General features: G+C 59.1%; 21 protein-coding genes and 1 pseudogene. 17 read left to right on the top strand and 5 right to left on the bottom strand.

Annotated features, from left to right (window positions below; genetic code table 11):
* Window positions 1–533 precede the first annotated feature (533 nt).
* The 13 genes and pseudogenes from gspE to ICA16_RS26460 all read left to right on the top strand — a co-directional run bounded on the left by gspE (window position 534) and on the right by ICA16_RS26460 (window position 12,482).
* Complete coding sequence (gspE, locus tag ICA16_RS26405) at window positions 534–2,228, top strand: type II secretion system ATPase GspE (protein WP_210701987.1); 1,695 nt, start codon at window positions 534–536, stop codon at window positions 2,226–2,228.
* Window position 2,229: 1 nt separating this feature from the next.
* Window positions 2,230–3,432: a type II secretion system inner membrane protein GspF gene (gene gspF / locus ICA16_RS26410; RefSeq protein WP_210701988.1), complete on the top strand. Its 1,203-nt coding sequence runs from the start codon at window positions 2,230–2,232 to the stop codon at window positions 3,430–3,432.
* Window positions 3,433–3,441: 9 nt separating this feature from the next.
* Window positions 3,442–3,867, top strand: coding sequence for a type II secretion system major pseudopilin GspG (gene gspG, locus ICA16_RS26415; RefSeq protein WP_150618227.1), 426 nt, complete (start codon window positions 3,442–3,444; stop codon window positions 3,865–3,867).
* Between the two features lie 2 nt (window positions 3,868–3,869).
* Entirely contained in the window at window positions 3,870–4,307 is a 438-nt protein-coding gene (locus tag ICA16_RS26420; RefSeq protein ID WP_150618228.1) for a GspH/FimT family pseudopilin, read from the top strand.
* On the top strand, window positions 4,304–4,672 hold the full coding sequence (locus tag ICA16_RS26425; RefSeq protein WP_210701989.1) for a type II secretion system protein: 369 nt from the start codon (window positions 4,304–4,306) through the stop codon (window positions 4,670–4,672). Before ICA16_RS26420 ends, ICA16_RS26425 begins: the two co-directional genes overlap by 4 nt.
* Window positions 4,669–5,277, top strand: coding sequence for a prepilin-type N-terminal cleavage/methylation domain-containing protein (locus ICA16_RS26430; protein ID WP_210701990.1), 609 nt, complete (start codon window positions 4,669–4,671; stop codon window positions 5,275–5,277). The genes ICA16_RS26425 and ICA16_RS26430 overlap by 4 nt, the downstream gene beginning before the upstream one ends.
* Entirely contained in the window at window positions 5,274–5,996 is a 723-nt protein-coding gene (locus tag ICA16_RS26435) for a type II secretion system protein GspK (RefSeq protein WP_210701991.1), read from the top strand. The genes ICA16_RS26430 and ICA16_RS26435 overlap by 4 nt, the downstream gene beginning before the upstream one ends.
* Complete coding sequence (locus tag ICA16_RS26440) at window positions 5,993–7,036, top strand: type II secretion system protein GspL (protein WP_224450924.1); 1,044 nt, start codon at window positions 5,993–5,995, stop codon at window positions 7,034–7,036. Before ICA16_RS26435 ends, ICA16_RS26440 begins: the two co-directional genes overlap by 4 nt.
* The gene (gspM, locus tag ICA16_RS26445) at window positions 7,026–7,637 is read left to right on the top strand and encodes a type II secretion system protein GspM (protein ID WP_210701992.1); all 612 of its coding nucleotides are present in this window, start codon (window positions 7,026–7,028) and stop codon (window positions 7,635–7,637) included. The genes ICA16_RS26440 and gspM overlap by 11 nt, the downstream gene beginning before the upstream one ends.
* A complete protein-coding gene (locus ICA16_RS26450; RefSeq protein WP_210701993.1) occupies window positions 7,634–8,149 on the top strand; it encodes a general secretion pathway protein GspN in 516 nt (171 codons plus the stop codon). The genes gspM and ICA16_RS26450 overlap by 4 nt, the downstream gene beginning before the upstream one ends.
* Window positions 8,146–10,398, top strand: coding sequence for a type II secretion system secretin GspD (gene gspD / locus ICA16_RS26455; protein ID WP_210701994.1), 2,253 nt, complete (start codon window positions 8,146–8,148; stop codon window positions 10,396–10,398). Before ICA16_RS26450 ends, gspD begins: the two co-directional genes overlap by 4 nt.
* Before the next feature lie 172 nt (window positions 10,399–10,570).
* Window positions 10,571–10,672 (top strand): annotated as a pseudogene (locus ICA16_RS28265) (polyphosphate kinase 2); the annotation flags it as partial.
* Between the two features lie 49 nt (window positions 10,673–10,721).
* On the top strand, window positions 10,722–12,482 hold the full coding sequence (locus ICA16_RS26460) for a SulP family inorganic anion transporter (RefSeq protein ID WP_210701995.1): 1,761 nt from the start codon (window positions 10,722–10,724) through the stop codon (window positions 12,480–12,482).
* Window positions 12,483–12,926: 444 nt separating this feature from the next.
* Here ICA16_RS26460 and ICA16_RS26465 read toward each other — a convergent pair whose 3' ends face one another.
* From ICA16_RS26465 to ICA16_RS26475, 3 genes are all read right to left on the bottom strand, one after another.
* The gene (locus ICA16_RS26465; protein WP_210701996.1) at window positions 12,927–15,317 is read right to left on the bottom strand and encodes a TonB-dependent siderophore receptor; all 2,391 of its coding nucleotides are present in this window, start codon (window positions 15,315–15,317) and stop codon (window positions 12,927–12,929) included.
* Window positions 15,318–15,435: 118 nt separating this feature from the next.
* Window positions 15,436–16,419 (bottom strand): FecR domain-containing protein, encoded by a 984-nt coding sequence (locus ICA16_RS26470; RefSeq protein ID WP_210701997.1) that lies wholly within the window; start codon window positions 16,417–16,419, stop codon window positions 15,436–15,438.
* Window positions 16,406–16,921 (bottom strand): sigma-70 family RNA polymerase sigma factor, encoded by a 516-nt coding sequence (locus tag ICA16_RS26475; RefSeq protein ID WP_210555223.1) that lies wholly within the window; start codon window positions 16,919–16,921, stop codon window positions 16,406–16,408. Before ICA16_RS26475 ends, ICA16_RS26470 begins: the two co-directional genes overlap by 14 nt.
* A gap of 213 nt (window positions 16,922–17,134) precedes the next feature.
* Between ICA16_RS26475 and ICA16_RS26480 the strand changes: the two genes are divergently transcribed.
* A complete protein-coding gene (locus ICA16_RS26480) occupies window positions 17,135–17,851 on the top strand; it encodes a class I SAM-dependent methyltransferase (RefSeq protein WP_210701998.1) in 717 nt (238 codons plus the stop codon).
* A gap of 111 nt (window positions 17,852–17,962) precedes the next feature.
* On the opposite strand, the gene ICA16_RS26485 is transcribed toward ICA16_RS26480, so the two are convergent.
* The gene (locus ICA16_RS26485; RefSeq protein WP_210701999.1) at window positions 17,963–18,856 is read right to left on the bottom strand and encodes a LysR family transcriptional regulator; all 894 of its coding nucleotides are present in this window, start codon (window positions 18,854–18,856) and stop codon (window positions 17,963–17,965) included.
* A 127-nt stretch (window positions 18,857–18,983) separates the two neighbouring features.
* On the opposite strand from ICA16_RS26485, the gene ICA16_RS26490 reads away from it, so the two are divergent.
* From ICA16_RS26490 to ICA16_RS26500, 3 genes are read left to right on the top strand one after another with little or no spacing between them, the layout of a single operon-like run.
* Window positions 18,984–20,171: an MFS transporter gene (locus ICA16_RS26490; protein WP_210702000.1), complete on the top strand. Its 1,188-nt coding sequence runs from the start codon at window positions 18,984–18,986 to the stop codon at window positions 20,169–20,171.
* Between the two features lie 27 nt (window positions 20,172–20,198).
* A complete protein-coding gene (locus tag ICA16_RS26495) occupies window positions 20,199–20,648 on the top strand; it encodes a cyclophilin-like fold protein (RefSeq protein ID WP_210702001.1) in 450 nt (149 codons plus the stop codon).
* Window positions 20,649–20,673: 25 nt separating this feature from the next.
* On the top strand, window positions 20,674–21,702 hold the full coding sequence (locus ICA16_RS26500) for an alpha/beta hydrolase (RefSeq protein WP_210702002.1): 1,029 nt from the start codon (window positions 20,674–20,676) through the stop codon (window positions 21,700–21,702).
* 84 nt (window positions 21,703–21,786) lie between these two features.
* Here the strand turns inward: ICA16_RS26500 and ICA16_RS26505 are convergent, their stop codons facing one another.
* A complete protein-coding gene (locus ICA16_RS26505; protein ID WP_210702003.1) occupies window positions 21,787–22,785 on the bottom strand; it encodes an NADP-dependent oxidoreductase in 999 nt (332 codons plus the stop codon).
* Window positions 22,786–22,908: the final 123 nt, after the last annotated feature.

Consider the following 22,908-nt stretch of genomic DNA (forward strand, 5'->3'; position numbering starts at 1 on the left):
GGTGAAGGAAGCGTTAATGCACGACTGCACACTTGTAGTCTTGAAATCGCACATAAGTCCGAAGCATGCACATGAAAGTTCAATGCTCGCAAAACTATTTTTTCAAATGGGAAGTGAAGCGAAGGAAAAGCGACGTTCGGGCGTTGTTTTCGATACTGGCAAATTGATAGGTTTTTGGTGTTGATAGCGCGTACCTACAGTAAATTGGTTTTTAAATGCCATCAATCATCGAATTTATGCGTTAAAGCGGCGTTTTTTACGAAAAAAAAGCAACAAAAAACCACACCATAAACCTAGTTGCAATTAGGTTTAGTGCTCTGATAAGCTTTCCCGGCACTCAGTTTTCAGTCAGTTGCACACGCCTTTTATGGGCTGAAATATCAACGGAAAAATCCCTTTAAATCTTTCACCAGCCGTTTTGGTGATGCGCTAATTACAGATAAGTTAATGATCGATCGATTTCACCCAGTGTCTTCAAGAGCCTGGTTATTTCGATCGTTAGTTGTTTGTGCCCAAGAGAAACCAACAGTGTGATGCAACTTCCTTCGCAGTCCGCAATATGCCAATGGTTGGTCGACAATGCCGAGGTCAAGGCGTCTGACGTCAATCGCGCGCGCAAACTGTGCCTGGCTGAAAGTGGTCGCGAAGAAGAGGTGCTGCGCAATCTGCTGCGTCTGGGCAGTGTCCGTGATGATCAGGCGGTCGAGGCTTACGCGACGTTGCTCGGCGTGCCTCGTCTGCAACTCGATGAAGCCTCTTGGGACATCGAGCCATTGATGATCGGCAGCGAGCGTTTCCTGCGCCATCACGGCCTAGTGGCAGTGGCTGCGGATGCCGCAACGGTGACGGTGGTCGCCAGTCCGCCGCTCAGCCAATACGCCCTGGATGCCATGGGCTACTGCGCGAGCAAAAGTGTGTCGTTGCGGCTGGCGACAGCCGCTGATGTCAACACGCTGATCGAGCGTCTTTACGGCCAGGGCCGCAGCGCCATGGATGCGTTGATCGAGTCGCTGGACGAAAACGATGGTGCCGAAGATGACATCGAACACCTCAAGGATCTGGCCTCCGAGGCGCCGGTGATTCGTCTGGTCAACCTGATTCTGCAGTGCGCGGTGGAACAGCGGGCGTCGGACATTCATATCGAACCTTTCGAGAGCCAGCTCAAGGTGCGCTATCGCATTGACGGAGTGCTGCATGAAGCCGAAGCGCCGCCATCGAGTTCATCCGCTGCGATCATTTCGCGTTTGAAAATCATGGCGCGGCTCGACATCGCCGAGCGGCGTTTGCCCCAGGACGGTCGCATCATGTTGCGCATTCAGGGCAAGGAGCTGGATTTGCGCGTGTCGACGGTACCCACCAGTTTCGGCGAGTCGGTGGTGATGCGCCTGCTTGATCGGCGCACCGTGAGCTTCGATTTCCCAAGCCTCGGTATGGACGGTGAACGCCTGAACAGCTTCCTCGACGTGCTCGAAAGTCCACACGGCATCCTGCTGGTCACCGGTCCCACCGGCTCCGGCAAGACCACAACGCTGTACACCGCGCTATCCCGGCTCAACACGGCCGAGCGCAAGATCATCACCGTCGAAGATCCGGTCGAGTATCAGCTCGAAGGCATCAATCAGATTCAGGTGAAACCGGCCATTGGCCTGGACTTTGCCAATGCGCTGCGCTCCATCGTGCGTCAGGATCCGGACGTGATCATGATCGGTGAAATGCGCGATCTCGAGACCTGCCGCATCGCCATCCAGAGCTCGTTGACCGGCCACCTTGTGCTCTCGACCCTGCACACCAACAGTGCGGCGGCGAGTATCACCCGGCTGCTGGACATGGGCGTCGAGAGCTACCTGATTGCGTCCACGGTCAAAGGCATTCTGGCTCAGCGCCTGGTGCGCCGCCTCGATCCGCAGACACGGATTGCCTTCGAAGCACCGCCGCAAATGATCGCCGAACACGGGCTTGAGCAGTTCACCGACCAACGACCGATTTTGCTCTATCGCGCGGATACCACGGCGATTGGTGGCGGTTATCACGGGCGCAGCGCGATCACCGAACTGTTGGTGATGAACGAAGAACTGCGCTCATTGCTGATGCGCCAGGCCGATGCCGCCACCCTCGAACAGGCTGCCCGGCGCGGCGGTCTGCGTACCTTGTACGAAGAAGGTTTGCGTCAGGCGGTGGCCGGCATCACCTCCCTTGACGAGGTGCTGCGCGTTACGCGCGGCGACTGACATGAGCCATTTCAAGTATCGCGCACTGGACGCCGATGGCGTTTCTCGACAGGGCAGTCTGGAAGCCGCCGATGAAGCGGGCGCCATCACTGTGCTGCAAAAACGAGGCTTGTTGTTACTCAGCCTCGAAGCCTGCGCCGGTGATCGGCTGACGGGACCTTTGCGGCGTGGCGTACTGAATGGCGCCGCACTGGTCAGCTTCACCCAGCAACTGGCGACGTTGTTGGGTGCGGGCCAACCGCTGGAGCGCGCGCTGGGCATTCTGCTCAAGCAGGCCACCGATCCGCGGCGCCGAGCGTTGCTGGAGCGGGTGCGTGAGCAGGTCAAGGCCGGTAAACCGCTGAGCCAGGCACTGGAAGAAGAGCACGGCCAGTTCTCCGGTTTGTACATCAGCATGATGCGCGCCGGTGAGGCGGGCGGTTCGCTGGAGCACACGCTGCATCAGCTTGCCGATTATCTGGAGCGCAGCCAGACACTGCGTGGCGAAGTCATCAATGCGCTGATTTATCCGGCCTTCCTCATCGTCGGCGTATTGGGCTCGCTGGCGCTATTGCTGGCGTATGTGGTGCCGCAATTCGTGCCGATCTTTCGTGATCTCGGCGTGCCGATTCCGCTGATCACCCAGACCATCCTCGTTCTCGGCGAATTTCTCAGCGCCTATGGCCTGCTGGTGCTGGCAGCTCTGGTGATGGCGGCGTGGGGCATCGCTGTCGCACGCCGTGATCCGCAACGCCGCCAACGTCATGACCATCGTCTGTTGTTCATCAAGGTCATCGGCCCGTTGTTGCAGCGCATCGAGGCCGCTCGGCTGGCGCGCACGCTGGGGACGTTGCTGAGCAATGGCGTGGCGCTGTTGCAAGCAATGATCATCGTCCGCGAGGTGTGCGGCAATCACGCCTTGCGTGCCCAGGTCGAGCAGGCCACGCAGCGGGTCAAGGGCGGCGGCACGCTGGCGCAGGCTTTCGGCGAACAACCGCTGCTGCCGGAACTCGCCCTGCAAATGATTGAGGTCGGCGAACAGGCCGGCAATCTCGACGCCATGTTGCTCAAGGTCGCCGAGGTTTTCGATGTCGAGGCCAAACGCGGCATCGACCGTTTGCTCGCGGCCCTGGTGCCCAGTCTGACCGTGGTCATGGCCGTGCTGGTCGCGGTGATCATGCTCGCCATCATGCTGCCGCTGATGAGCCTAACCAGTAACATTTGAGGAAAAAACATGTCCCGTCCAAACGCTGCCGGCCGTCGTCGGCAAGGCGGTTTCACCCTGTTGGAAATGCTCGCGGTCATCGTCTTGCTCGGCATCGTTGCCACCATTGTGGTGCGCCAGGTTGGCGGCAACGTCGACAAAGGCAAGTACGGCGCCGGCAAGGCGCAACTGTCCAGCCTGAGCATGAAGGTCGAAAGCTACGGCCTCGATGTCGGCAGCCCGCCGGCCAACTTACAGCAGTTGCTGCACAAACCGGCCAACGCGGTCGGCTGGGCCGGGCCGTACGCCAAGCCTTCGGATCTCAAGGATCCGTTCGGCCATGCGTTCGGCTATCGCTACCCCGGTGAGCACGGCAGTTTCGATCTGATTTTCTACGGTCAGGACGGTCAGCCCGGTGGGGACGCCTACAAGGCCGACCTCGGCAACTGGGAATAACCGTGCACGCCTTGCAGCGCTCTCGCGGCTTCACTTTGATCGAACTGCTGGTGGTGATCGTCTTGATCGGCGTCAGCATCGGTTTGATCAGCTTCGGCGTGGGCAAGGGCCTGCAATCGGCGAAGGAACGTCAGGCGCTGACGCAATTGGTGCAGTCACTGCGCGCTGCGCGGGTGCAAGCCATCGTCACCGGTCAACCGGCCCAGACGCATTTCGATCTGCACAAGGCGCGCTTCAATGGCCCCGACCATAAGCCGCACAGCTTGCCGCAGGACATGCATGTGCAACTGGTCACCGCCGAGGGACTCGGCGCGGCATTCGAGTTCTATCCGGATGGCGGCTCCAGCGGCGGGCACCTGATGTTGTCGCGCAACGACAAGCGTTGGCGTATCGATATCAACTGGCTGACGGGCAGCGTTCAGTTGCACACGCTCAATTGAACCGCCAGCGCGGTTTCACATTGCTGGAAATGCTGGCTGCCCTTGCTGTGCTGGCGGTGTGCAGCAGCGTCCTGGTAGGGGCGTTCGGCAACAGCGCCCGGGCCTTGCAGCAAGTGCAACGCAGTGATCGTTTGAGTCTGGTCGCGCGTTCGCTGATCGACGACGCCAGTGACCGTGCCTTCGTAGCCGGGCGCAGCAATGGCGAATGGAGCGGGGTGCGCTGGCAAATGAATGTAAGCGTTGTCCCCGGCCCTAATGGATCGGCCAATGCTTATCGGCTGGATCTGCAAGTGGACGATGGCGGCCGGCATGCCCGGTACAGCACCTTGCAAGTGCGCAGCGCAGGCAGCGGTGCTGGCAAATGAAGGGTAATCAGCGAGGCTTCACCCTGCTGGAAATTCTGGTGGTGATCAGTTTGCTCGGCGTGTTACTGACGTTGATCGGCGCAGCGATATCGGGTGCCAATCGGGCCATGGCCAAGGCCGAGCGCTACAGCAACCGCCTCGATGAAGTGCGCTCGACGCAGAATTTCTTGCGCAGCGCCATCGGCCAGGCATTGCCTCTGGCAGAGGGAAAACCGGGTGAAAGCCAATCGCCAATCTTTCAGGGTGACGCTGACAGTTTGAGGTTTTACGCGCCGCTTCCCGCGACGGTGGGCGGTGGTATCTATCGGCACCAAGTGAGTCTCGTAGAGGGGCGTTTGCAGGTCACTCTTCAGCGTTTGCAGGGCGAAACCTTGCAGTCGGCCAGGGAACCGCAAGTGCTGTTGCAGCAGGTAAAAGCGCTACATATGAGCTACCGGGGCCTGTCGCCCGAGGGGAAAACGACGGAGTGGCTGGATCACTGGCCATGGCCCGGACGGCTGCCGCGCGCGGTGTGCATCGACGCGCAATTTGCCGGGGCTATCGTGTGGCCGAGGCAGGTTGTTCGTCTGCGTCTGGATTTGTCCGGCGAGAACATCACGCCATGAAGCGTCAGCGCGGCGTCGCGCTGCTTCTGGTGCTGTGGGTGTTGGCGCTGCTCGCCACGTTGCTCGCCGGGCTGGTGGGTTGGGTGCATTTACAGAACCGTCAGGCCCTTTGGAAGCGCCAGCATTTACAGGGGCAACTGGCTGCCGAGGCGGGTATCGCCATGGCGGTGCTGGCCCAACTCGATCACGACCCGCAACGGCGCTGGCTGGCGGACAACCAAGTGCATGCCTTGCGTTTCGATGATGCCGAGCTGGCCGTCAGCCTGCGCAGCGAGCAGGGCCAGGTGGATCTAAACGCTGCGCCTGCCGAGTTGCTCGCGCGGTTGTTACAGGCATGCGGCGCGCCCCCCGGGGATGCGCGGCAACTGGCGCAAGCCGTCGAGCGACGTCGCGCCAATGATCAGGCGCCGCTGCGGATGGTCGAGGAACTGCGCGAGCTGCCTGGCATGACCCAGGCGATTTACCAGCGAGCCGTACCCTACGTGACGTTGTGGAGCGGGTTGCCAGCGCCGGATCCGCGCTTTGCGACGCCCTGGTTGCAACAGGCATTGAACCTGCCACGAGCACGCCCGAGCGTCTCACCCGCCGGGTCGATCATCACCGTTAAAAGCCGGGCGACCTTGCCCGGCGGTTACACCACGACGCTTCGCGTCACGTTGTTATTGAATCCATCGAAGGAGGGGGCACGACCTTACCGGGTCTTGCGCTGGCAAGAATGAAGCAATTGATCTCACAGCCTCTGGCTCGGCGATTTGCCCAGGTCCACGGCCACTGGCAAAGCCACTGGCGCGGCAGCCTTGCCCAGCGTTTGTGGCAGGCGTGGTTGCAGGAGCTGCGCAACGCACTGCCGGCCCAAGTGCAGCGCGGTTTGCTGCCGCGCAACCGAGAGCATCGGTTGACATGGCCGCTGCCCGAGGCGCTGCCTGATGCTGGCGACGACCGGGTTGTGTTGCTGTTGCCTTATGCGATGGTTCTGGCGCAAACGCTGGATCTTCCGCTCGCGGCCACACGCGATTTGCGCAGTGTGGTCGGGTTTGAACTGGACAAGTACACGCCGTTTCCCCGCGAGGACATGCACTTTGTCACTCGCGTGCAAAGCCGTGGAAAAAGCATCGCGCGGGTGTTGCTGGTGGCGATTGCGCGTGAGCGTCTGCAAACCGTGCTCGATCATTGCCAAGCCCGCGGCCTGCATGTGCACGCCATCGATTGCCGGGGCAGCGACGGCGAACCTTTGGGAGTCGATCTGCTGCCGGACGAATACAAACACCAGCGCGCCCGTCGCAACTACTTGCCGCGTTATCTGGCGATGACCTGCGTCGGCCTGTTGCTGGCGTGCATGGTGCTGTGGCTGGACGCGCGATCGGCGCGTATGGAAGCGATGCAGGACGCCGTCGATCAGCAACGCGAACAAGTGCAGGCGCTGCAAAACTTGCGTCGTGAGTTGGTCAACACCCAGGGTGCCGCCCGCTATCTGGCGCAACGCAAGACTGCCCGGCCCAGCGTGTCCAGTGTGTTGCTGGACCTCACCGGTTGCCTCGGCGCCGATACCTGGGTCGAGCAACTGGACATCAGCGAAGACGGCGGCGTCTCGATCACCGGTCAGAGCGCCCGGGCCAGTGCCTTGATTGCCCGCGCCAAAGACTGCCGAACCCTGAGCGATGCGCAGTTCCAGGGGATCATTCAGCCCGACGAACAGACGGGCAAGGAGCGCTTTTCATTGCACGCGCAATTGCGCAAGGAGCCAGCCGATGCGTCGTGAATTGACCGCGCGCGAACGTCGCGGCGCAGCGCTGATCGTGCTGGCACTGGCCGTGTGGGCGGGGTGGTGGCTGCTGGTGCAGAGCTGGTTTCTCGGCCCCCTGTTGCAGATCGAAAACCAGGCCGACAGCCTGCGCGAACAACAGCAGCGCTACGCCGGCGTCCTGCAGCAACGCGACGCTCTGCAACAGCAGTTGCAACAAGCCCGGCGCGACCCGGCCAGCCGCAGCAGCCTGCTGCCCGGCACCGACCCCAGCGGCGTGGCGGCCGACCTGATGCAACGCAGCCTCGATCTGGTCAAGGCACATACCGCTCAGGGGCCCGGATGCCAGGTCACGCAACGCATGCCGATCACACCGGAGCAAAACAGCGCCGAACCGTATCGCCAGGTCAAAGTCAGCCTCACCCTCGAATGTGCCATGGAGCCCCTGACCGGGCTGCTGCACGATCTCGAATATGGCCAGCCGTTTCTGTTTGTCGACCATCTGAGCATCCGTCGTCAAACCTCCGCGCCAGCCAGCGGAGGTGCAGGGCGGTTGCAGGTGAATCTGCTGTTGCGCGGTTATCTGCAACCGGCCAACGGCAAGGAGCCCGGAGCATGAGGCTCAGCCATATGGACCTGCTCCTGCTAACCATCGCCGCGGCGCTGGGCGCAGTTTTTGTAGTGCTGTTACTCGGCTCGGGACGAGCTGAACACTGGCTGCCCGCCGATCAACCGCGTCATCTGCCGGCCAGTGCCGCGCCAAAGCCGCTGCCGACCTTGACCGCGCAAGACTTGAGCCTCAGCTGGCAACAATCGATTTTCAGTCCCGAGCGCAAACCCGACCTCGTCAGCGGTAAAGGCGGGACGGCCGCGCTGCAAGGCGTTGCGTTGACCGGCGTGGTCATCGATGGCCAGGCGCAGTGGGCGCTGTTGCGCCTGGCCAACCAACGCACGCTCAAGCTCGCGGTCGGCAAAGCGCTGGATAACGGCTGGACCCTGACCGCGCTCAGCCCACTGCAAGCCACTTTCATGTACCAGGGCCAGACCCGCCAGCTGAGTCTGCCCGTGCTACGTCTTCCGTCGCCATCTACGGCGCCCCTTATCACTCTTCCCAATGTACCGAGACCATGAACAATTGCTTTCCTGAAATCCTTCGTTTGCGCAGCCCCTTGCTTTGTCTCGCCACGGCCGTGGCTCTGGCGGGCTGCGCGTCCACGCCGTCGTCGACGCAAAATGACCCGGCCCTGATGCAGGAAGCACTCAACGGTACCGGCTCGCAACGCGCGCCAGTGGTGGATGCGCCCGCCGATACGCCGGGCGCGTCAGTGTCCGATGACGTCACACCGGCGCGCCGGCAGATCATTCGCGGCAGCCAGAACTTTGTGCGTCCGGCAGCGCCTGCCGCCGGCGCAAAGGCTGGCGCCGAGCCAGGCGGGGACATCGTCTTCAACTTCACCGACCAGCCGATCGAAGCGGTGATCAACAGTGTGATGGGCGACCTGCTGCACGAAAACTACAGCATCGCCCAAGGCGTCAAAGGCAATGTGAGTTTTTCCACTTCCAAACCGGTGAACAAGCAGCAAGCCTTGTCGATTCTGGAAACCCTGCTGTCCTGGACGGAAAACGCGATGATCCGCCAGGGCGACCGCTACGTCATCCTGCCGTCGAATCAGGCGGTCGCGGGCAAGTTGGTACCGGAAATGCCGGTCGCCCGACCTTCCACCGGCCTCACCGCGCGCCTGTTCCCGCTGCGCTACATCTCCGCCACGGAAATGCAGAAACTGCTCAAACCGTTCGCTCGAGAGAACGCGTTCCTGCTGGTAGATCCGGCGCGTAACGTGCTGAGTCTGGCCGGCACCCCGGATGAACTGGCCAACTATCAGGACACCATCGATACCTTCGACGTCGACTGGCTCAAGGGCATGTCCATCGGCGTCTACGGCCTGCAACGGGCATCGGTGGCCGAATTGATGCCGCAACTGCAAAAGCTGTTCGGGCCTGACAGCGGCATCCCGTTGGCGAGCATGGTCAAGTTCATGCCCAACGAACGCACCAACTCCATCGTCGCCATCTCGTCGCAGCCGGCGTATCTGCAGGAAGTCGGCGACTGGATCGCGACCATCGACGAGGGTGGCGGCAATGAACCGCAAATGTACGTCTACGACGTGCGCAATATGAAAGCCTCGGATCTGGCCAAATACCTGCGCCAGATCTATGGCAACGGCGCGATCAAGGAAGACACTGCCGCCAAGGTCGCGCCGGGTTTGCGCACCGCCTCGCTGTCGTCGCTCAATGGCAGCGGCAATGGGCTTTCCGGCGCGACGTCGCAAGCATCTGCCGGTCTGGGCGCTGAAAACAATCGCGCGCAATCGAGCGGTGAAGAGGAGGAGGCCGAGGATGATTCCTCTGGTGGCGAATCGGGCGACAGCGAAAGCGCCGACACTGCAGAGTCCGGCGGGCAGGCTGCGGAGCAGAGTCTGCAACAGAGCGTGCGCATTACCGCGCAGAAAAGCACCAACCAGTTGCTGGTACGCACGCGACCGGCACAGTGGAAAGAGATCGAATCGGCTATCAAGCGGCTGGATAACCTGCCAATGCAAGTGCAGATCGAGACGCGGATCCTTGAGGTCAAACTGACCGGCGAACTGGATCTCGGCGTGCAGTGGTATCTGGGCAATCTGGCCGGCAATTCATCGAGCACGACGGTCGCCAACACCAGCGGTAATCAAGGCGCGCTCGGCGCCGGCGGGGCAGGGCTCGGTGCAGCGGATTCGCTGTTCTATTCCTTCGTCAGCAACAACCTGCAAGTGGCGCTGCATGCACTTGAAACCAACGGGCGCACGCAGGTGTTATCGGCGCCGTCGCTGGTGGTGATGAACAACCAGCAAGCGCAGATTCAGGTCGGTGACAATATTCCCATCAGCCAGACGACCGTCAATACGAGCAATTCCGACACGACCTTGAGCAGCGTGGAGTATGTGCAGACGGGGGTGATCCTTGATGTGGTTCCGCGAATCAATCCGGGTGGTCTGGTGTACATGGACATCCAGCAACAGGTCAGTGACGCCGATACGAGTAACGTGACCTCCTCTCAACCCAATCCGCGCATCTCGACCCGTTCGGTCTCCACGCAAATCGCTGTGCAGAGCGGGCAGACGGTGCTGCTCGGCGGGTTGATCAAGCAGGACAATGCGGAGTCCACCTCCAGCGTGCCGGGTCTGTCGAAAATTCCTGGCCTGAAATGGCTTTTCGGCAATACATCGAAGTCGCGCGATAGAACCGAGCTGATTGTCCTGATCACCCCACGGGTCGTGACCAGTGCGAGTCAGGCGCGGCAGGTTACGGACGACTATCGCCAGCAGATGCAATTGCTCAAGTGACAAGTCACGTCAGCTCGCAAGCTGCAGGCTTGGGCGAAAGCAGTCACTGCTGACTGCTTTCGGCGGGTTGTGACAGACAAGTATGAACTAAGCTTTTCCGTGCGCTTGAGGATGTAGGGTCTTGGCCATCCTGGCATGGTTGAAGTCATGGATGCAGCCCGAGGTTCCGTGAAAGGATGTCGCGCGCGAGAAGGTGATATTGCCCAAACGGCAGAAGCCAGGCGGCTATCGCGACCCGGATTATCCGCACCGGCGAGTGCCCGAAAAATTCTGACGGGTACGTGTAAGCAAATCTGCGTTGTACATCTAAAGGGCAAAGTTCTATGAGCGATTTGGATTCTTCGCCTCCCGTCCTCGAACCGGGCCGAATTGCCCGTCGCGATGGCGGCGACGAAACCGGCTGGGGCCGCTGGCTTCCTGGACTCCGCACGCTGCGCGGGTATCAGGTTGCCTGGTTGCGTCACGACATCATGGCCGGACTGGTGCTCACCACGATGTTGGTACCCGTCGGCATTGCTTACGCCGTGGCATCGGGCGTCCCCGGCATCTATGGCCTCTACGCGACCATCGTTCCGTTGCTCGCTTACGCGTTGTTCGGGCCTAGCCGGATTCTGGTGCTGGGCCCGGATTCCTCACTGGCCGCCGTTATCCTGGCTGTCGTCCTGCCCCTGTCGGGCGGCGACCCGCACCGCGCCGTCGCCCTGGCGGGCATGATGGCGATCGTTTCAGGCACGGTGTGTATCCTGGCGGGCATCATTCGTTTGGGCTTCATTACGGAGTTGCTTTCCAAACCGATCCGCTACGGGTACATGAACGGCATCGCGCTGACCGTATTGATCAGCCAACTGCCAAAGTTTTTCGGTTTTTCGATTGAGTCTGACGGTCCGCTGAGAAACATATGGGCCATCTCGACCGCAGTAATGGAAGGAAAGACCAACTGGACTGCGTTCATGATCGGCGCAGCCACATTGGTCGTGATCCTTCTACTCAAACCCTATAAACGGGTGCCGGGCATTTTGGCCGCAGTGGTCGGTGCGACTGTCGTCGTCGGTGTGCTGGACCTTGGCGCGCGGGCCGGGGTGTCGGTGCTCGGTGTTCTTCCACAAGGTTTACCTGCGTTCGCCATCCCCTGGATTACCCGCGCTGATATTGTCCCCGTGCTTATCGGCGGTTGTGCCGTCGCACTGGTGTCATTCGCCGACACCAGTGTGCTTTCTCGTGTCTATGCAGCGCGGACCCGCACATACGTGGACCCGAACCAAGAGATGGCAGGGCTGGGTTTTGCCAATCTGGCGGCTGGATTTTTCCAGGGCTTTCCAATCAGTAGCAGTTCTTCACGTACCCCCGTGGCTGAAGCCGCAGGCGCCAAAACCCAGTTGACCGGCGTTGTTGGCGCGTTGGCAGTTGCCTTGCTGCTGGTGGTGGCGCCGAATTTGTTGGAGAGTTTGCCCAGCAGCGCATTGGCAGCGGTGGTGATCGCATCAGCCATTGGCTTGATTGAAGTCACCGACCTGCGGCGAATTTATCGGATCCAGCGCTGGGAGTTTCGGCTGTCAATCGTGTGCACCCTCGGCGTGGCTGTATTTGGCGCGATTGAGGGCATCGGGCTGGCCATCGTAATAGCCGTCATCGAATTTCTGTGGGATGGCTGGCGACCGTATTCCGCAGTGCTGGGGCAAGCCAAAGGCGTCAAGGGGTACCACGACATCCAGCGTTATCCTGACGCGAGCCTTATATCGGGCCTGGTCCTGTTTCGCTGGGATGCACCGTTGTTTTTTGCCAACGCCGAACTGTTCAATGAGCGAGTGCTGGACGCAGTGGCTGCATCGCCTACGCCCGTGCGCTGGTTAGTCGTAGCAGCAGAACCCGTCACCAGTGTGGACGTGACCTCGGCCGACATGCTGGGTGAACTGGACGAAACCTTGCACGCGGCGGGCATCAAGTTGTGCGTGGCCGAGATGAAGGACCCGGTCAAGGACAAGCTGAAGCGATTCGGGCTTTTCGCAAGGCTTGGCGAAACGGCGTTCTTTCCAACTATAGATGAGGCAGTCAGCAGCTATCTCGGCATGCGTCACGTGGATTAGCCGGTTCGGCAGAACGTCGTAGTCTGACTACATTCTGTTCATTCTGGGTTGAATTTGTTGTCGGGGAATTATTCCCGTCCCCGTGCGAGCCGGGCTGCCTTCCATCGTTTGCTTGTTTTGCAAATTTTCTTCTTCTTTTTGGTCGTGACAAGACGCGCCACCGAGACAGATGGTAGCGGCAAGTAAAAAAACAGGAATAAAACGCCTGATCATCGGAACCTCCACGCTTTGAAAATCAAGTGGCTCAGATTCTCTCCATGTAATCGCACTAGGTAAAAGCTTAGGTGAACGCTTGAGTTTACCTATGGCTGCCCGACAGCCGGACCAAGCTGATTGTGTCTGGATTGCCTTGATGGCTGGGAAACCGAAAAAGACCCCAAGTTGACGATGCCCGCGGTAAAGCGGGCACCGCTTCCTTTAAGGGAAAAAGGCTTACAAGCCTGCTTACCAGTTGTAACTCACTTTGGCGGTAATCTCGCGACCCGGGTTGTAGAAGTTCGCTGTGCCGGAACCGACCACGTGCTGCTCATCCAGCAGGTTGCTGACGTTCACCGCAAGGTCGGTGCCCTTGGCAATCTTGTAGTTGAAGGCGGCGTCGAACAGCGTGGTGCCATCGCTTTTGCCGGAGTTGGCCGCATCGAAGTAATACGAGCCGACGTAGCGCGCACCCAGGCCAACGCTGACATCAGTGGCGGGGACGTCGTAATAACTCCAGAGCGAAGCGGAATGCTTGGGTGCCGTGGAGAACTCATTACCCTTCAGGGAGCTGCCGTCGTACAACGAACCGCGCAGTACCTCGGACTCCATATAGGAATAGCCACCGATCAGGCTGAGGTTCTGCGTCACCTGCGCCTTGGCCTCCAGGTCGAGGCCACGCGCCCGCGATTCGCCCACCGTCTGTTGCTCAATGATGCCGCTCGGCAGCACCACGGCGATGGTGACGTTTTCCTGGGTCAGGTCATAAACGGCGGCGGAGAACAGTGCGTCCATCCCCATCGGCGCATATTTCACGCCCACTTCGTACTGCCTGCCCGTCTGCGGTGTTACGCCAACCTGCGGCGGCGAGACGGATTCCACCATGCTCACATAGGTGGACACCTCATCGTTGACGATATAGGTCAACGCACCTCGGTAGGAGGTTTCGGAGAAGGTGTCTTTCTCAGTGGATTGCAAGCCTTTGCTGGTCAGGTCCATCGAGTCGTTGCGCACACCGCCGGTGACGATGAAACGTTCGTAGAACGACAGGTTCTGCTGCAGGAATACGGCCTTGGTGGTCGCGTCTCGCTTGTTCACGGCATACGGCGCGATTGAGCGTGAAACGCCAGTAAACACGGGGTTTGCAATGTCAATCGGGGTCGTCAGGGCGTAGATCGAGCTTTCCTTGGTGGTCGAATCGAGGTACTCCACGCCCACCAGGCTGCTGCTGTCGATGTTCTCGAAGCGGGCATCGTATTGCAGCATCAGATTGCCGTTGAACTGGTCGGCCTCACTGTCCGTGCCAAACTGATAGCGGTCAACAGTAGTCCCTACACGCGCGGCGCTGTCGCTGAGGTAAACGTAGCCAAAATCGTCGGTCAACTTGCTGTAACGCAGATTGCTGCGCAGCACGAAGCCGTTGTCGAAGTCATGGGTGACGTTACCGCTGAGGCTGGTGCGCTCGACATCGTGGAAGTTGTAGCTGGGCTCGCCATAAAACTTGCTGCGGTCGTATTCCTTGTCCAGCGGATAACCGCCGCTATTGGGCGAACTTTCGGTTTTCAGGTAGTCCAGAATCATCGTCGCCGACGTGTAATCCGTCGGTGCCCAGGTGAGGCCACCCATAAACAACTGGTTGTCGTCCTGTGAGTGATCGTACTCGCGGTCGCTGTTTTGGCCTTTGGCAGTAAAGCGGCCAGCCAGGGTTTTCTCGTCGTTCAGCGCATCCCCGACATCGATGCCTGTCTCGACATGGTCAAACGAACCGTAGGTCACATAGCCTTGGCCAAACTGCTCGAAGCGCGGCTGTTTGGTCACGAAATTCACCGAGCCGCCCGGGTCTGCGGGGCCAAACAGCGTGGAGTTGGCGCCACGCAGAATCTCGATGCGCTCATAAGCGAATGGATCTTCGCGTACGCCGCGCATCGAGCTCAGGGTCAAGCCGTCACGGTAGGTGGTGGCCTGGAAGCCCCGGATCTGGAAATAGTCGTTGCGGTCATCCGTACCATAGAAGTCAGTGATCACGCCCGGCGTGTATTGCAGCGCCTCTTCCGTGGTGCTGACGCTGCGTTGCTGCATTTCCTTGTTGGTAACAACCGACACCGATGCCGGTGTATTGAGAATGCTGGTTGCCACCTTGCCGCCAACCCAGAGCTCCTTGGCGACCACCGAGTTGGCGTCGTCGTCGGCACTGACCCTGACCTTGGCATTGATGATCAGGGGGGCAAGGCGGTAGTCCTCGACGTCCGTTGCATCGAGCTCCAGCGGGCCGGCGGGCTTTGCTTGAGGGAGCAGCAGGTAGGCGTTCGGGCCTTGCTGTTCGATTTGCAATTCGCTCCCCTGCAGCAACGATGACAGCGCTGCCGACGTATCGAGCGTGCCATTCACGCCAGCAGTGGTGCGGTTCACTACACTCGACGCGTCGAATGAAAGACTGATGCCAGCCTCGCGCGCAAAGCGGTCAAGCGCCGGCGCCAGTGGGCCCGCAGCGATGTTCCACTGCTTGATTTGATTGCTGTGATCAGCGCTCGACGTTTGCGCCAGCGATGGCAATGCGTAGCTGCTTACGATCAAACCCAACATCGCACCGTGCAAGGCACGATTCAATGGATGGCGCTGTGAAACCGGGGACGAACTCATTTTCTCGCTCCAAGAAAGGACATCGGCAGACTGGCCTGTATTCCGGCCTTCCAAAGAGGTCGAACGAGAATGAGAAACCACCTCATTATTTTTCACGAACTACAAAGTTCTAATCGGCTCAGGTGGTAGCAGCGGTCACGGTCACCCAATAACGGGTTCGATAATCAATGTGCAGGTGCAGTGACTGCGCGATCAAAGCCAGGACCTGATCGTTGTCGGCGAGCTGGAAGGTGCCGGAAACGCGCAGATCAGCGACCTCTTCGGCGCAGCGCAGTACCCCGGGGCGATAACGCGACAACTCCACGATGAAATCACTAAGGCGCATGTTGCGCGCACTGATCACGCCGTCACCCCAGCTCCATAGGTCAAGACCGTTGTCCCTGACCATTTGGGCGCCACTTGATGTGAACAGCAGCTGATGTCCGGCCTGGACACTGCGGCTGGCAGACGTTTGACTGGAGCCGGGGAATACCGTGACTGATCCTTCCTGAGCCGCGACCAGAGTGCCAACGTCAAGCTCGCGCGCCAGAAAGCGCGAACTCTGAGCGCGCATGATCCCGTCACGTGATTGCACCCAGAACGGTCGCGCTTGAGGCGAGTGTTGATCCGCGCCGACATTCACGATGATTTCACCACGCCGCAGAATGAGCAGGCGTCGCTGAGCGTCGAAATCGCTGTCGACGGCGCTATCGCTATTGAGCTGGATAAGGCTGCCATCATCGAGTTGGAAGCGTCGTTGCTCGCCGGTGCTGCTGCGTTGCTGCGCCAGCATGGCGGGTACGGGTGTGTAGTCCCGGCCGAGCCAGGCTGCCGTGCCAACAGTCGCCAATATGCCCAGTAGCTTCAGGCTTTCCCGCCGGCGCATTCCATGGTGGGAGCCATCAAGGGTTTGTCGGGCCAGTTGAGCTGGCACGCCTGTGAGTTCATCCCCAAGCGATTCCACACGCTGCCACGCCAACACATGCTCTGGGCGTTGCTGCAGCCAGTGCTCGAAAGTGCGTTGTGTTTGTTCATCGGCTTGATTGAAGCGAAGGCGCACCTGCCATTGAATCGCCTGCTCGACAATGGCCGGATCCAGCGCCTGCGGCTCACGCCTCGGCATAACGCAAGCGATAGCAGTGTTGCAGGGCTGTGGCCAGGTCGCGTTCCACGGTCGCGCGGGAAACACCCAGCTTCTCGGCTATTTGCGCGCAGGTCAGACCGTCGAGTCGGGCAAATAAAAACGCCTGGCGAACTCTCGGTTTAAGCGTACCGAGCATGCGGTCAATGCGCTCGAGCGCATCAAGAATCATCAGCCGGCTTTCTTCCGAGGGAACCTCGTGTTGAGGCAGCAACGTGACGCTTTCCAGGTAGGCACGTTCGAGTTCGCGACGACGGAACTGATCAATCATCAGTCCGCGGGCGATACTGCTCAAATAGGCGCGTGGTTCGCGCAAGGGGCTGGACTGACGGGATTTGAGCAGACGTACGAAGGTGTCCTGCGCCAGATCTGCTGCGTTATCGCGACATCCAATGCGTCGGATCAGCCAGCCGTGCAACCACGAGTGGTGGGTGCGATAGAGCAGCCCTAGATCTGCAGTACCTAGTGTTTCGTCGCTGCGCATCGGAATCCCAGCAAGTACATGATTGATAATTAATCGCATTCTACTCACGCGATAGGCCTTAGGTAAATACGTGGCGCTCAGTGTCTGCTTTTGCCGACCGCAGAGCGCCGCTCCAGGCATGCATTCCCCGCAGGAATGCACCGCATAAAATTTATGCATTTTTTTTATCCGGTTTCTCGGCGTACCTTGCTGCAAAGACAAGGAGATCGCCCATTGAACTCATCCACTGCCAATCCCGCCGATAAATTCGATACCTCCCGCGCCAGCGAATACGCCAGGCAAAGCCGCATCGCATTGGCCGGTTACGATGCCTGTCACGATCTTGCGGCGTGCATGTTGGCCGCCAGTCTCGGTCACTCGCGGTCGGCCAAAGTGCTGGTCGTCGGCGCTGGCGGTACGGCGCAGGAAATCATCGCAATGGCCACGCTGGAGCCGAACTGGCGCTTCACCGCAGTTGATCCTTCCGAGCCAATGCTGGAAGCCGCGACGCAGCATTTGCAGGCCAACAACTTGCTGCACACAACGAAGGTGCATCTGGGGCATGTCGACGACTTGCCAGCGGACGAGTCATTCGACGCAGCGACCCTGATCGGCGTACTCCATCACCTGAATGGCGACGAGCAAAAACACGCCATCCTGCAATCGATCAAGGCTCGCTTGAAACCGGGCGCGCCGTTGATCGTGGCAGGCAATCATTACGCGTACGCGAGTCAACCGCTGTTGTTGAGCGCTTGGGGTCAACGCTGGCGGCAACAGGGCGCCAATGCGGAGGAGGTGAGGGCAAAGCTTGGCAAGATTCTTCAGGGCGCAGATCCGCCGCATTCCGAGGCGGCGGTTCAGGCGTTGCTGCATGAGGCGGGGTTCGGCGAGGCTACGCGGTTTTTTAGCAGCCTGTTCTGGGGGGCGTGGTTAACCTGTCGAACGGTCTGAACGCAAACTGTCGGTGGTATTCTTCCGCCGCCGCGCTTGGCTGATGTTTGAAGAGCATGAATCCTCAGAGCCCGGTCAAAATAACAAATCTAAGAGCATAGGCTCGCCCCACTAAACCCCTTCGCGCAGCGCATTCGCAACCAATGTAAATGCAGGCGAAGGTTGCCGGCGATTGGGGTAGTACAAGTAATATCCAGAAAATGGTAAGCACCAGTCTTCCAGAACCCGCACGAGTCGGCCTTCCTGGAGATGCGGTTCAAACTCCTCTTCGGGGAGGTAGGCAATGCCCAGCCCGGCCAAAGCGGCATAGACGATGTGGGTCGACGTGTTGAAAATGAGCTGACCGTCTACGCGCACGTTCACTTGTTTGCCGCGCCGCTCGAAATCCCACACATAGAGCCCGCCTGATGTCTGCATACGCTGATTGATGCAGTTGTGGTTCATCAGGTCTCGTGGATTTTTCGGGCGCTCGTGCGTGGTGAAGTACGCTGGCGAGGCTACGACGGCCATGCGTAAGGGCGGCCCTATCGGAACGGCGACCATGTCTTTGTCGATGGTATCCCCAAGACGCACACCCGCATCAAAACGATCCGCCACGATGTCTCTGAATCCGTAATTGACGTCGAACTCGACATTGATATCGGGGTATTCGTGTAGCAATGCGGTGAGTTTTGGAAGGAGTGTTGTCCGCAAAACATGATCGCCGCAGGTGATGCGTACCGTGCCGGCCGGCTTGTCGCGCAGGTCCGTCAGGATATCCAGTTCCGTTTCGATTTCATCGAAGCGGTGGCCGATCGCCTGCAACAGCCGTTCGCCCGCAGCGGTCGGCGAAACGCTGCGTGTGGTTCGCGTCAGCAACCTGATTTGCAGACGTGCTTCCAGACCGCTGACGGCCTGACTCAGCGCAGACTGCGTGACGCCCAGTACGCCTGCCGCGCGCGTAAAACTGCCTTCGCGCGCCACCGTTACGAACGACAGCAGATCGTTGAGATTTCTTCTGACCATTTTGTAAACGCCGTCACAGTCGATTGATTAGCTGAGCTTATAACCTTGTTAAGTATTCATTAGCTAGTCGCGGTCGCGTTCACTCGTCACCATTGTCGGCATGAATATGAATGCTAATGAGGCCCCAATGGTCGCTGTCTCCTCCCCCCAGAATACGCCCGCTCATTGGAGCGGCGTCTTTGCAATGACGCTTTGTGTCTTCGCGCTGATCGCGTCGGAGTTCATGCCGGTCAGTCTGCTGACGCCGATGGCCGATGATCTTCAGGTGACGCAAGGGATGGTCGGGCAGGGCATTGCGATCTCCGGAGCATTTGCCGTTTTAAGCAGCCTGACCATCTCCTGGATGGCTGGAACCCTCAACCGCAAGATTTTGCTGATGGCATTGGCAGGGTTGATGGCCGCCTCCGGCGCGATCGTCGCACTGGCCCCCAACTATCTGACGTACATGGTCGGTCGTGCCTTGATCGGTGTGGTCATTGGTGGTTTTTGGTCGATGTCCGCTGCGACCGCGATGCGACTGGTACCAACCTCGCAGGTGCCCAAAGCCTTGGCCATCTTCAATGGCGGCAATGCGTTGGCTACCGTGATTGCCGCACCGCTGGGCAGCTATCTGGGCTCGATCATCGGTTGGCGCGGCGCGTTTTTTTGTCTGGTGCCGGTAGCAACGATTGCCTTCATCTGGTTGTGGATCAGCCTGCCGACCATGAAGGTAGCGCCGCGCACGTCGGGAACGGGCAATGCCTTGAAGCTGTTGAAGAACCGATCTGTCGCAATCGGCATGGCCGGGTGCGGCGCCTTTTTCATGGGGCAGTTCGCCCTGTTTACCTACCTGCGACCTTTCCTCGAAACGGTGACGCGTGTCGATGTATCCACACTGTCGCTGATCCTGTTGGTGATCGGAGTAGCAGGCTTTATCGGCACTCTGATCATCGGCCCGTTTTTACGGCGCGGTCTCTTCCGGACATTGATCGTCATACCGATGCTGATGGCGTTGATCGCTTTGGCACTGATTCCCTTTGGATCCTCGGTCGTAGTCGTCACTGTACTGCTTGGCTTTTGGGGGTTGTTGGCCACCGCGGCGCCAGTCGGATGGTGGAGCTGGATCGCGCAGGCCTTGCCCAACAATGCCGAGGCCGGGGGAGGTTTGATGGTGGCGGTGATTCAACTGGCCATCGCCCTGGGCTCAAACATCGGCGGACTGCTTTTCGATCATGGCGGCTATCAGAGCACTTTCGTGTTTAGCGCTGGCGTGCTGCTACTTGCCGCGTCCGTGACGTTGCTGACATCTCGCTCCCCAATATCGCAATCCGCTTGAGTCCTACAACTTTTTGGGAGATGGACCATGAGAGCACTTCGCTGGCTTGGTTTGCTGTCTGCAATGCTCGTGCTGGGCGGTTACGTCGCTGTATGTGATGCCGCGTCGGCGTCCTTAAAACCGGAGAAATCTCGCATGTGGATGACCGTCGGGGAACAACGCTTCGCCATTACTTTGGCCGACAACGCCGCCGCCGGCGCGTTTGCCAGGCTACTGCCGTTAACAATCGAGATGAGCGATCTCAACCGCAATGAGAAACACGCCAGCCTTCCAGAAACTTTGCCCGCCAACGCGAGCAAACCGGGAACGATCCACAACGGCGACTTGATGTTGTATGGCGCGGATACGCTGGTGGTTTTCTATTCAACTTTTAATTCGACGTATTCCTATACGCGGCTCGGGCGTGTGGATGACATCGCTGACCTGGCTCAGGCGCTAGGGCGAGGGGATGTGCGCGTGATGTTCTCTAAAGACTGATCAATCCGAATCAACAGGGATTCCAATGAAAAAGCTCATTGTTCTATTAACGCTTCTTGTCAGTTCACTCTCAGCAACAGGAGCCGATATGTCTAACGGCGCAGATAATTTTTACACCAGCGAAAAAGTGACGGTGCAGAAGGTTACTTTCAAAAACCAATATCAAATGAATGTGGCGGGGAATCTGTTTATCCCGAAAAACCTCGACGCAAAATCGAAGAGCCCGGCGATTGTTATCGGCCACCCGATGGGCGCGGTCAAGGAGCAGAGCGCTAACCTCTATGCCACGAAAATGGCCGAGAAGGGCTTTGTGACTCTGTCACTGGATCTGTCGTTCTGGGGTGAAAGCGAGGGGCGTACGCGCAATGCTGTTTCGCCGGACATCTACGCCGAAGACTTCAGTGCGGCAGTGGACTTTCTCGGTGCACAGCCTTTCGTCGACAAGGAGCGTATTGGCGCAATCGGCATCTGTGGCAGCGGCAGTTTCGTCATCAGCGCGGCCAAGATCGACCCGCGCATGAAAGCCATCGCAACGGTCAGCATGTATGACATGGGCGCAGCCAATCGCAATGGTTTGAAGCATTCGCAAACGCTTGAGCAACGCAAGGCGATGATCGCGCAAGCGGCACAGCAGCGTGATGTTGAGTTCGCTGGCGGTAAAACCGCTTACACCAGCGGCACGGTACATCAACTGGATGAAAACACTCATCCCATTCAACGCGAGTTCTATGACTTCTACCGCACACCTCGCGGCGAGTACACACCGTCCAGTTCCTCTAAAGAGTTGACGACGCACCCGACTCTGACGAGCAACATCAAGTTCATGAACTTCTACCCGTTCAATGATATCGAGACGATTTCTCCGCGCCCGATGTTGTTCATTGCCGGCGCTGATGCGCACTCAAGGGAGTTCAGCGAGGAGGCCTACAAGCTCGCCGGACAACCCAAGGAGTTGGTTATCATCCCGGGCGCCGGGCATGTTGACCTCTATGATCGTGTCAATCTGATTCCTTTCGACAAGTTGGCTGCCTTCTTTCAGAACAATCTGCAGTAACCAACACGCAGGAATTGCCTCGCCCAACAGCCTCACGATGGTGAGGCTTTCGCGAGAGTTCGAGTGACATTCTTTTCAGTACGCTTATTGGATGGTGACAGTGACTTTGCCTTTTGATCTGCCTTGCTCGACGTACTGCAACGCTTGTGCAATTGACTCAATAGGGAAGGAACGATCAATGACGGGTTTGATGACACCGGCTTCGATAAGCGTGGTGATTTTTTGCAGTTGTGTGCCGTCAGCACGCATAAACAGAAATGCATAGCTCACCCCGTGCTTGCGGGCTTTTCTGCGGATGCCGCTGCTCAGCAGGCGCATGATTTGCCGCAACACCCAAGACAAACCTCGCGCTTGGGCAAACTGTGCGGTCGGTGGTCCCGACAGGGAAATGAGCTGCCCGCCAGGCTTGAGAACCTTGACTGATTTCTCCAGTACGTCGGCGCCGAGGCTGTTCAACACCACGTCGAAGTCGCGCAGTTCGTTTGCAAAATCCTGCTGTTGGTAATCGATGACCACATCCGCGCCGAGTGCTTTCACCCAGTCGACATTCGCCGCGCTGGTGGTGGTCGCAACGAAGGCGCCAAGGTGTTTGGCAAGCTGAATGGCCAGCGTGCCGACGCCGCCGGATCCGGCGTGAATCAGCACCTTCTGGCCTTTTTCCACTTGAGCGATCTCAACCAGCGCCTGCCAGGCCGTTAGCGCAGCCAAGGGGATGGAAGCCGCTTCGGCCATATCGAGATTTGCGGGTTTCAACGCGAGCGCGTTTTCGTTCACCGCGATCAGTTCAGCAAACGTCCCGATGCGTGACTCGGGAGGGCGTGCATAGACTTCGTCTCCTGGCTTGAATCGCTTTACCGCCGATCCCGTGCGTACGACTACGCCGGCCAGGTCATTGCCCAATATCAGTGGGAATGTATAGGGCAGGATGAGTTTGAATTCCCCGGTTCTGATCTTGGAGTCCAGCGGGTTCACACTCGCTGCATGCACCTGGACCAGTACGTCATGCACACCGACTACCGGGTCGGGCACTTCGCCGATTCGTCCGTTCTGCTTGCCGTAGCGGTCGATGAAAAATGCTTTCATGTTGCAGATGCTCTGGTCGGTGGAGTGAGAAGGGCGCGGGGTTCCAGGTCGCGATAGGCGAAGGGTATCCCGCCAACCACCACCGACTGATTAGGCGCGTTAATCAATGACGTGCTCGCCATG

The sequence above is a fragment of the Pseudomonas anatoliensis genome (assembly GCF_017976235.1).
GTDB classification, from domain to species: Bacteria; Pseudomonadota; Gammaproteobacteria; order Pseudomonadales; family Pseudomonadaceae; genus Aquipseudomonas; species Aquipseudomonas anatoliensis.

Bases quoted from the DNA above. Each gene is read 5' to 3' on its own strand.
- gspE (WP_210701987.1), top strand. From the start codon at position 534: ATGCAACTTCCTTCGCAGTCCGCAATATGCCAATGGTTGGTCGACAAT.
- gspF (WP_210701988.1), top strand. From the start codon at position 2,230: ATGAGCCATTTCAAGTATCGCGCACTGGACGCCGATGGCGTTTCTCGA.
- gspG (WP_150618227.1), top strand. From the start codon at position 3,442: ATGTCCCGTCCAAACGCTGCCGGCCGTCGTCGGCAAGGCGGTTTCACC.
- ICA16_RS26430 (WP_210701990.1), top strand. From the start codon at position 4,669: ATGAAGGGTAATCAGCGAGGCTTCACCCTGCTGGAAATTCTGGTGGTG.
- ICA16_RS26435 (WP_210701991.1), top strand. From the start codon at position 5,274: ATGAAGCGTCAGCGCGGCGTCGCGCTGCTTCTGGTGCTGTGGGTGTTG.
- ICA16_RS26440 (WP_224450924.1), top strand. From the start codon at position 5,993: ATGAAGCAATTGATCTCACAGCCTCTGGCTCGGCGATTTGCCCAGGTC.
- gspM (WP_210701992.1), top strand. From the start codon at position 7,026: ATGCGTCGTGAATTGACCGCGCGCGAACGTCGCGGCGCAGCGCTGATC.
- ICA16_RS26450 (WP_210701993.1), top strand. From the start codon at position 7,634: ATGAGGCTCAGCCATATGGACCTGCTCCTGCTAACCATCGCCGCGGCG.
- gspD (WP_210701994.1), top strand. From the start codon at position 8,146: ATGAACAATTGCTTTCCTGAAATCCTTCGTTTGCGCAGCCCCTTGCTT.
- ICA16_RS26460 (WP_210701995.1), top strand. From the start codon at position 10,722: ATGAGCGATTTGGATTCTTCGCCTCCCGTCCTCGAACCGGGCCGAATT.
- ICA16_RS26465 (WP_210701996.1), bottom strand. From the start codon at position 15,317: ATGAGTTCGTCCCCGGTTTCACAGCGCCATCCATTGAATCGTGCCTTG.
- ICA16_RS26470 (WP_210701997.1), bottom strand. From the start codon at position 16,419: ATGCCGAGGCGTGAGCCGCAGGCGCTGGATCCGGCCATTGTCGAGCAG.
- ICA16_RS26475 (WP_210555223.1), bottom strand. From the start codon at position 16,921: ATGCGCAGCGACGAAACACTAGGTACTGCAGATCTAGGGCTGCTCTAT.
- ICA16_RS26485 (WP_210701999.1), bottom strand. From the start codon at position 18,856: ATGGTCAGAAGAAATCTCAACGATCTGCTGTCGTTCGTAACGGTGGCG.
- ICA16_RS26490 (WP_210702000.1), top strand. From the start codon at position 18,984: ATGGTCGCTGTCTCCTCCCCCCAGAATACGCCCGCTCATTGGAGCGGC.
- ICA16_RS26495 (WP_210702001.1), top strand. From the start codon at position 20,199: ATGAGAGCACTTCGCTGGCTTGGTTTGCTGTCTGCAATGCTCGTGCTG.
- ICA16_RS26500 (WP_210702002.1), top strand. From the start codon at position 20,674: ATGAAAAAGCTCATTGTTCTATTAACGCTTCTTGTCAGTTCACTCTCA.
- ICA16_RS26505 (WP_210702003.1), bottom strand. From the start codon at position 22,785: ATGAAAGCATTTTTCATCGACCGCTACGGCAAGCAGAACGGACGAATC.